The sequence below is a fragment of the Candidatus Neomarinimicrobiota bacterium genome (genome assembly GCA_022560655.1).
In the GTDB taxonomy this organism is placed as follows: Bacteria; Fidelibacterota; Marinisomatia; order SCGC-AAA003-L08; family TS1B11; genus JADFSS01.
The window spans coordinates 18,682-27,892 of sequence record JADFSS010000025.1 but is presented as its reverse complement, the minus strand read 5'-3'; the positions used below and the strand labels follow the sequence as shown (position 1 = coordinate 27,892).

The following is a 9,211-nucleotide window of genomic DNA, read 5'->3' as shown; positions in this document are numbered from 1 at the left end:
GGGGCGTCTATCTGAAGGTCGTCTATTCCAGTGGGCAGAAGCCGCGCTAGGCCCTGAGCCAACCGACGATGGCTGCCGCCCGGCGGTCGTTGCCTGCCCTCCGGCGCCTCTGATCATGAGCCCACCGGGGCGCAGAAATCGCTGTAAGTAAGTCTTGGTTCGTCCTTAAGCCTTAGGACTTGAGTGCCGGTTACATAATGTATCACTTAAAGTAATCAGTAAGGCTATGGTGCTGAACTCGGTAGGCGCGGGTCGCGGGGAGACGCTCCCGGCGTAACAGCATGTATATATCCAATCTAACCCTCCACGGCTTTAAATCCTTTGGGCAGCGCACGGCCCTGAATTTTGGCGATGGCATCACCGGGGTGGTGGGACCTAACGGCTGCGGCAAAACGAATATCGTGGATGCACTGCGGTGGGTATTGGGGGAGCAGAAGCAGAGCGTTTTGCGCAGTTCCCGCATGGAGGAGATCATCTTTCACGGTAGTCGGACTCGGAAGGCGGCCAATTTCAGCGAAGTGACCCTCTCGATCCATAATGACAGGTCGATCCTGCCGCTGGAATACACCGACATCGAGATCAGCCGGCGCCTGTATCGAGATGGTGAGAGCGAGTACCTCATCAATGGGAATCCTTGCCGGCTGAAAGATATCACCGACCTGTTTCTTGACACCGGCATGGGCAGTGACGCCTATTCGGTCATCGAATTGAACATGATCGAGGCGATCCTCTCAGATGTGGAGGATGACCGTCGGCGCATGTTCGAAGAGGCTGCCGGCATCAACAAGTACAAGCTTCAGCGGGCGGCGGCCCAGAGGAAACTGGACGCCACCAGTCTCGACATGGAGCGGGTCAACGATATCATTGGTGAAGTGGAGGGCCAGGTCAAGTCGCTGGGTCTGCAGCTGAAGCGCTACGAACGCCATCACAGGCTGAGCGTTGACCTGAAAACACGGGAATTGGCCCTGGCGGGATTGCAGCTGGGTGTGCTGGCGAAGGCCCTTGCGCCCCTGGAATCGCACCTGAGCGAGGGCCGCGACGCCCATGAGTCGGAGACCTCGGTTATCGTCCGTGAAGAGGCGCAGCTGGAGAAATTCCAGGCCACCCTGCGTGAGCGTGAGGAAGATCGGGAACGCAGCCGCCTGCAGTTGGCGGAGGCCACCGAGGCCCTCACCGTGGCGAAGGAGCAACTCCTGGTCTGGAAGGAGCAGGTCCGCAGCAGCCGGTCGAGTCTGGAACGGTTTGAGTCTGAACGTGGGGCCGAGCTGGAGCGCATCGGGGCCCTTGAAGCCGACGGCGCCACGCTGGACAGGCAACTGCTCGGTTTGGCGCCGGAGCTGGAACGCGATCAGGCAGCCTTCGACGCCAAGCGTCCCGCGGAGGCATCGGTCACAGACGCCTACCAGCAGGGGGAGCGCAAACTGCAGGCTGCTCAAGAGGCGGTCTTCGATCATCGCCAGCAGCTCCAGGCGATGGAAGCCCGCCGCGAGCGCAGCATGAAGTCTCTGCAGGAGCAGCAGCGGCAGTCGGCAGGCGTCCACCAAGCCAGCGCTGACCGGGAGCAGGAGCTGGCCTCCCTTGAGGAGCGCATCGGCGCTGCCCGCATTGAACTGGAAGGCGTGGGCGCTCAGCAGGCCGCACTGGTCAAAACACAGACCCGGGTCGAGGCCAGCCTGCAGGAGCTGCGCGGGCGCGATGCCCAACTTATGGAGCGGCAACATCAGAGCGCCGCCCAAATCAAGGTGCTCACTTCCCGGTTGGAAATCTTCACACAGTTGGTGGAAAGTTTCGAGGGCTACCCGGGAGGGACGCGGGCGCTGCTTGCAGAGCGGGGACAGTTTCCCGGCCTCCTGGGGACCGTGGCCGGCCTCGCCCAAGTGCGACCCGAGCATGCGCTGGCATTTGAGCTGGCCCTGGGTCCCTTCGCCACCTGCCTGATAACCCAAACGGCTGGTCAGGCGGAAGCGCTGCTGGCGTATGCGAGTGAGCGCCAGCTGGCCCGCCTGTCGGTGATACCCCTGGACCGGCTCAAGGGGGGGGCATCCCCGGCAATTTCCGCTCCTGCGCCGAACGTCACGCCGCTGGCGTCGTTGATTACGGCGCCACAGGAGCTCCGGGGGCTTTACGATCTGCTGCTGGAGGGCTATTTCTGGCAGCCAGGCGACGAACTGCCCGGGGGCTATCTGCCCGCCGGTGCCGTGGTGATGAACGCAGCCGGACACCTGGCTGGTCCGGTGCCCATCTGGACCCATTTGGAGGGCGCCGCAGGCGAACCCGCCAGCATGACCGCCTCCATCATGGGCCGCGCCAGCGAGATCGAGCGCATTCGGCTCGCCCTTGACGAGGCCGGCACCACGGCCGACGCTATCCGTGAGCAGCAGTTAACAGCCACGGAGGAGCGCGAGACGGCGGAGGGGGAGCGGGCGCGAGTGGCCCGCGAGCTGGAGGCGCTCAAGGGCGCAGCGGACCGGTTGTCAAAAGCGGTGTCGCAGACTGAATTTGAACAGCAGCGTGCCCGCGGGGACCTGGGCCAGCTGGAACGCCAGGCCGGTGAGTTCGCCACAGCCATCGCCGGGTTGGAACAGAGCCTCACCGAGGAAAACGACCGGGTGGCGCAGTTCGCCGGCCGGGCTGCCCGATTGGAGCAAGCGGTGGGCGAGGCACGGCGCGCCTATGAAGAGGTGCGGGCACGGCGGGACGCCTGGCAGGGCGAGCTCCAGGAGCTGCGCTTGCGGCTTCTGCAGCAGGAAAATCTCCGGGAGAAACTGGCTGCCCGCAAACTGTCACTGGAAGACAACCTGGCCGCCTCCACCCAGCGCGTGGCCGGGCTGGATAAGGAGCTTGAGCAGGCCACCCGGAGCAGCGAAGATTTGGCGCAGAAGATCTCGCTGGGGGCGGCGGAGCTTTCCGCTCATGAGCGGGTCGTTGAGGGGCGGCGACAGGCCGAGGAAAAGGTCGCCGCCGCAGTCCGTCTGGTGCGCGGGGATGTATCGCGGCTGGAGGAGCAGATTCGCCAGCGGCAGCATGGGCAGGAGGCAACGCTGTCCCAGCATCAGGATGTGGAGCGAGAGCTGGCCGATCTGCGGAAGGAGGAAGCTTTGATTCACGCCCGCATTCGGGAGCTGTTCAATGCGGCCGTCGTGCCCCGGGAACACGAGCAAGGCGAAGCGGATGAGGGCGTGCTGCAGGTGGAGATCGGCAAACTGCGGGCTGCCCTTGAGCGCATCGGGCCTATCAATATGGCCGTGGCCGACGAGTACAAGGAGGAAGCCAAGCGCTTCACCTTTCTGTCAGAGCAAAGGGATGATCTGGTGGCATCCGAGACGAGCCTGGACGAGACGGTGCGCCGCATGGACCAGCAGGCCCGGGATCAGTTTCGGAACACGTTCGACCAGATCCGCCACCATTTCAAGCAGACCTTCACGCTGTTTTTTGAAGGCGGCCAAGGCGACCTTAAGTTAGTGGGTGATTCGGATCCACTGCTGGCGGGAATCGAGATTGTCGCTCAGCCGCCGGGAAAGAAGACCCGCAGCCTGCGCGCCCTGTCGGGAGGCGAAAAGGCGCTCACCGCTATTGCCCTGCTCTTCGCCACCTATCTGGTCAAGCCGAGCCCCTTCTGCGTCCTCGATGAGGTCGATGCCCCGCTGGACGACGTCAACATTAAAAAGTTCACGCGCGTGATCAGACAGTTCGCCAAGGACACCCAGTTTATCATCGTTACGCACAACAAACTTACCATGCAGAGTGTCGATTTTCTTTACGGTGTGACCATGGCAGAGGAGGGACTCTCCACGTTGGTCTCCGTGAGCCTTGAGGAGTATGCCCATTAGGCGTCGGCACCTCTCACTGGTGGCAGTCACTCTGGCAGGCTGGGTGCTCCTACCGGCGCAGGATGAGGCCCTCGATCTGGATTGGAGCCTGTTCCGCGAGCCGGGCGGCGATTCCCGGCTGGAAGTCTACCTGGGGATTCCCACGGCACATTTTACAGCCGCCCGAGGTGAGCAGCTTGCAGGTGGGCGCGTGACGGGGTTGGTCATGCTGAAAAAGCGTCGGCAGATTACCGTCTTCAGGGAGTTCACGGTGGCGAACTTGTGGGCGCGAGACGAATTGAGCGTCCAAGGTAATGTTGCCCGGCAGGCCGAATTTATCTTGTCTCCCGGGGAATACCAGCTGCAGGTCGTCATGGAGGACAACACGGGCCGCCAGCTGGAGCGCTCCATCGACGTAACTGTGCCCGCCTACAAAGCGGCCGCTCTGGCCATCAGCGACGTCCAATTGGCCCATCGCGTCCGCCGGGGGGCCGCCGTGGGGGACTATGCCAAGCGGGGCCTGTCGGTGTGGCCCCATGCCGCCGTCACCTACGGCCTTGGCCGGCCCCTGCTGTGGTACTATGCCGAGGTCTACGGCCTGGCGCCGGGCGATACGGTGGAGAGCCAGGCAGCCGTCTGGCAGGACACGGTCCGCGTTATCACACTGGATCCAAAAAGCTCGCAGGCGTCCGGCGTCTCAAGCACCGAATGGGGCGCCATCGACATATCGGCGCTGCCGGCCGGGGGTTACCAGCTCACCATCGCCGTCACGGTTGGCGGTGAAACCGCGCGTTCCGTAAAGCCGCTGCAGCTGGTCAGCGCAGCTGCCGTCCCCGACACTACCGACGTCTTGACAAACTTGGAGGACAGCGAGCTGGCCACGCTGGTTCGTGCGCTCATCAGGCTGGGTCCGCCTGCCAAAGCTGCCCGCCCCCTGGCCGACAATGTGGACGCCGACCGCTTGCAGCTGCGCGATCAGGCCGAACGGCTGGCTGCGGTTCAGGATCGCGACCCATCGGACTACCTCGCTCAGCTGGTGCAGGTCTGGCCCCAGGTAGTGCGGTACGAGCTCGGGCGGCGAGCCGGCGCCCGGCTCACACCCCAGGGGAAGGTCATGCTGGCCTACGGTCTGCCCGCTTCGGTTGCGACCCATCCCGCCACCACCTTGCTCAGGGAGTACCACGTGTGGGACTATCCGGCCACAGACACTGCCCGGCAGGTGGTCTTCATGGACCGCCAGGGTAGCGGCCGACTTAGCCTGGTTCACAATGGCTTGCCCGGCGGAGAGTCCCATCCGCACTGGGCCCGGGAACTCCCCTGGATAGCGCCCCCCGTGGATACGGTGGCGACGCCGGTGGAGGAACCTGAGCTACCCCCGGCAGCCCCCGCCCCCGTCGATACGCTCGCTGTGGCGCTCCCGGATACGACTGCCCCCGTCGATACCGCGCAAACAAATTAGGTAACGGGGGTGTCGCGCTATATTGTGGGGGTAGACATTGGAGGCACGTTCACTGGGACGGCCCTGTTCGACGAGGCCCTTAACCTGATTCACGGCTGCGAGGTCGTAAAGACGACCGCCATGCGGTCCGGCGATGAGCTCATTGAGCATATCCTGGGCAGCGTAGACGCGGGGTTGGCGCAACAAAATGCCACGCGTAGCGACGTGGCGGGCATGGGCATTGGCGCGCCCGGGCCCCTTGATCTTGAGCGGGGTACGGTTTTGGATACACCCAATGTGCCCATACTCACCCAATTCCCGCTGAAAGAACGGATGGGCCAGGCCAGCGGGCTACCCGTCCTGCTGGACAACGATGCCAATGTCTTCACCCTGGGCGAAGCCAAGCAGGGGGCGGCCCGGGGCTATCCCTATGTCCTGGGGGTTACATTGGGCACAGGCTTCGGGTGGGGCATTGTACTCAACGGCGGCGTCTACCATGGCGCCACCGGTACGGCGGCCGAATACGGCCTCAGCCCCTGGCGCGAGGAAGGCCGTACCTGGGAGGACGATATCTCGGTCCAGGGGTTGTTAAGCTTCTATCGCGGTCAAGGGGGCCGCGCGGAATCCCCCCAGGAGGTGGCGAAGCTGGCGGGGAAGGGCGAGACAACTGCCCTGGACGCCTGGAACGCCTATGGTCAGGTGCTTGGCCTGGCCCTTTGCCACGGGGTGAATCTCATTGATCCCCATATCGTGGTAGTGGGGGGCGCCATGGCCCGGGCCTGGGACTATTTCAGTCCCACCATGCTGGAGACGCTGCGCCGGCACATTTTCGCTCTGCCCAGAGAGCGTCTCAAGGTAGTGCCGTCCCAGCTGGGCGAACTGGCCGCCCTGTATGGCGCAGCCTGCCAGATAGAGGCTATCGCATCGTGAAGCTGCGGCGCCAGCTCTTGCCCGACCCGCGGGCCGTGCTGTTCCCCCGGCTCTGCGTGCTGTGCACGACACCGCTGGGCGTTGAGCCCACCGTGTGCCAGGCCTGTCTTGCCGCTCTGGTGCCGGCCAGTCCCCGGGACCGGAGTCGTATGTTGGACAAGGGGGAGTCTATCGACAATCTGTGGGTTGCATTCGGTTATGATGACGCGCTGCAGACCCTCATCCATCTGCTGAAGTACCGGGAGCACCGCCGGCTGGGCCCGCGCCTCGCCCTCGCCGTTCACGGGGCGCTGGGCAGCGAGCTCCCCTGGAGCCGCTACGACTGCCTGGTACCCATCCCGCTGCACTGGAACAAACGACGGCAGCGGGGCTACAACCAGTCCCTGGTGCTGGCACGTGCCCTTTCCCGGCTGGCAGGGCTGCCGGTGGACAGCAGCCTGGTGGTGCGGCAGCGGTGGACGCGCTCCCAGACGGGGCTGACGCGTGCTAAGCGCTGGGCCAATGTGGCGGGCAGCTTCAGGGCCGCCACCGGGGTAGAGGGTAAACGCATTTTGCTGGTGGATGACGTGCTGACGACGGGGGCCACCGCTTCCGACTGTGCCCGGGCACTGAAGGCCGGCGGCTGCCGGGAGGTGGGCGTCATAACGGTGGCCACCCCCCTTGCAGCAGACCTTACTCTGGCCCCCCTGGCTGAGCCGCCGCAAGCATGAAGACCCTGGAGCAACTCGATCTGAAGGATCAGCGCGTGCTCATGCGCGTGGACTTCAATGTCCCGCTGGACGACGGCGTGGTCGATGACAATTTTCGCATCCGGGCGGCATTGCCTTCCGTCCGCTACTGCCTGGAACACGGTGCTGCCCTCATCCTGATCTCCCATCTGGGCCGGCCTGGCGGCAAGACCGTGCCGGAACTGTCCTTGCTCCCCGTCGCCGAGGAGTTGGAGACGCTCTTGAAACAGGACATACTTTTTTCGCAGGACTGCATCTCGGATCAGGCCGTCCAGGTCAGCCAGTCCCTGCAACCGGGTGCGGTGCATCTGCTGGAAAACCTGCGCTTTCATCCCCAGGAGGAGGCCAACGAGGCCGGTTTTTCGGCCCGGCTGGCCCAACACGGCACGCTCTATGTGAACGAGGCCTTTGGCACCGCCCACCGCGCCCATGCCAGCAATCTGGGGGTCGTGAGCCATTTTGACCAGCCGGGCATCGGTTTTCTCATGGCCAGGGAGCTGGAATTCCTGCGCAGTCGGCTGGAAAGGCCCCAACGGCCCTTCGCGGTTGTGTTGGGTGGCGCGAAGGTCGCCGGGAAACTGGAACTGGTTCGGGCGCTGGTGCCCAAGGCCGACAGGCTCGTGATAGGCGGGGGCCTGGCTTTCACGTTTCTGCGGGCCCAGGGCAAAAACGTCGGGGGCTCGCTGGTGGATCAGAACCTGATCGCGGAGGCCGCTGAGATCCTCGCACGCGCCCGGGCAGGTGGTGTGGAACTGTTCCTGCCCTCCGATGTGGTCGCGGCAGACGAAGTGAGTGCTGCGGCCAACTGGGCCCTTATGACCCTGGACCAGCTCGGCCCTGGGGATATCGGCGTCGATATCGGGCCTGAAACCTGCGCGCTCTTTGCTCAAGCTCTCGAGGGCGTTCGCACGGTATTCTGGAACGGTCCCATGGGGGTCTTCGAACTGCCCGCCTTTCGGACCGGCACCGAGATGATCATCGGCGCCATTGCCGACGCGACCCTCGCTGGCGCAGTATCGGTTGTGGGGGGCGGTGATTCGGTGGCCGCCATTCAGGCTCTGGATGAACCCAAACACTTCACCCACGTCAGTACCGGGGGTGGTGCGGCCCTTGCGCTGCTCAGCGGTGCCGCTTTGCCGGCCCTGGAGGTGCTCTCGTGAAAAGCGCTGGCCTCATCGTCGCCGCTAACTGGAAGATGCACAAGTCACCTCAGGAGGGCTACCAGTTTGCCCGTCGCCTCAAAACCCGCGCCCGGGAGCTGCCCGGCGTCAGACTGCTGCTGTTTCCGCCGGCCACGAGCTTGTGGTATGTCCATGAGGGGTTGAAGGAGAGCGCCATCGAACTGGGCGGCCAACACATGCACCCTGCCCATGAGGGGGCGTTTACCGGCGAGATCTCAGCCGGGATGATGGTTGCCTGCGGCTGCCGGTGGGTCTTGATCGGTCATTCGGAGCGCCGCCACCTGTACCACGAGAGCGATGCCGACGTTGAGGCGAAGATTCCCGCTGCCCTGGCGGCCGGCCTCAAGGTGATGCTCTGTGTGGGTGAGCGCCTGGAACAGCGCGAGGACGGCCGCACCGAAGCCGTGCTCAGGCAACAGTTGGAAGCCGGTCTGGCGTCCCTGAATACCCTGCCCGGGGACAGTTTGGTTATCGCCTATGAACCTGTCTGGGCCATCGGCACGGGTGTGGTTGCCCACCCGGAGCAGGTGGCGGCGGCCCACGGCCACATCCGGACCATGCTGGGGACGATCTCTGCTGCCCAGTCAATGGAGAAGGTAGCCATCCTGTATGGCGGTAGTGTAAACTCGTCCAACGCAGCTGAGCTCATCCGAACGCCAGGGGTGGATGGATTTCTTGTGGGCGGCGCAAGCTTGGATATTGACGAGTACTGCAAAATTGCTCAAATTTCGCTGTTAAAAGCTGAGGCAAACTCGTGATTTACGGCGTCTTCATATTTTTGCTCCTGGTGGTGTCCATACTATTGGTTATTGTCATTCTCCTCCAGTCGGGGCGCGGCGGCGGTTTGGCAGGCAGTCTGGGAGGGGGCGTTTCCACCGCCATGTTTGGTGGCCAGGGCGCTGACAAGCTGATGACCCGCTTGACGGCAGGCTTGGCGGCTGCCTTCATGGTCCTGGCAATCTTTATCTCCATCCTTGGCAGGCCCAGCGGTGCCGTGCAGAACAGCGTTGTTCGGCAGCGGGCGCTGCAACGTGAAGTAGCCCCCCTGCAGCCGGTGACGGAAATGGAGCTGCCGACAATGGAAAGCCCGCTTGAGCTGTCCGTGCCACCCGAGAGGGAGTAGCC

6 protein-coding genes and 1 pseudogene are annotated in these 9,211 nt (G+C 63.9%); all 7 read left to right on the top strand.

What is annotated here, in order from left to right:
- Positions 1-281: 281 nt before the first annotated feature.
- The 7 genes and pseudogenes from smc to secG all read left to right on the top strand — a co-directional run bounded on the left by smc (position 282) and on the right by secG (position 9,209).
- A pseudogene (smc, locus tag IH971_05525) lies at positions 282-3,830 on the top strand (chromosome segregation protein SMC).
- Positions 3,820-5,268 carry a hypothetical protein gene (locus tag IH971_05520; GenBank protein MCH7497293.1) on the top strand — a complete coding sequence of 483 codons (1,449 nt, stop codon included), beginning with the start codon at positions 3,820-3,822 and terminating at the stop codon, positions 5,266-5,268. Before smc ends, IH971_05520 begins: the two are co-directional and overlap by 11 nt.
- A gap of 9 nt (positions 5,269-5,277) precedes the next feature.
- Complete coding sequence (locus tag IH971_05515; GenBank protein MCH7497292.1) at positions 5,278-6,177, top strand: ROK family protein; 900 nt, start codon at positions 5,278-5,280, stop codon at positions 6,175-6,177.
- Positions 6,174-6,887 carry a ComF family protein gene (locus tag IH971_05510; GenBank protein MCH7497291.1) on the top strand — a complete coding sequence of 238 codons (714 nt, stop codon included), beginning with the start codon at positions 6,174-6,176 and terminating at the stop codon, positions 6,885-6,887. The genes IH971_05515 and IH971_05510 overlap by 4 nt, the downstream gene beginning before the upstream one ends.
- Positions 6,884-8,065: a phosphoglycerate kinase gene (locus tag IH971_05505; GenBank protein MCH7497290.1), complete on the top strand. Its 1,182-nt coding sequence runs from the start codon at positions 6,884-6,886 to the stop codon at positions 8,063-8,065. The genes IH971_05510 and IH971_05505 overlap by 4 nt, the downstream gene beginning before the upstream one ends.
- A 35-nt stretch (positions 8,066-8,100) precedes the next feature.
- Positions 8,101-8,844: a triose-phosphate isomerase gene (locus IH971_05500; GenBank protein ID MCH7497289.1), complete on the top strand. Its 744-nt coding sequence runs from the start codon at positions 8,101-8,103 to the stop codon at positions 8,842-8,844.
- The gene (gene secG / locus IH971_05495; protein ID MCH7497288.1) at positions 8,841-9,209 is read left to right on the top strand and encodes a preprotein translocase subunit SecG; all 369 of its coding nucleotides are present in this window, start codon (positions 8,841-8,843) and stop codon (positions 9,207-9,209) included. Before IH971_05500 ends, secG begins: the two co-directional genes overlap by 4 nt.
- The last annotated feature ends 2 nt before the right edge of the window (positions 9,210-9,211 follow it).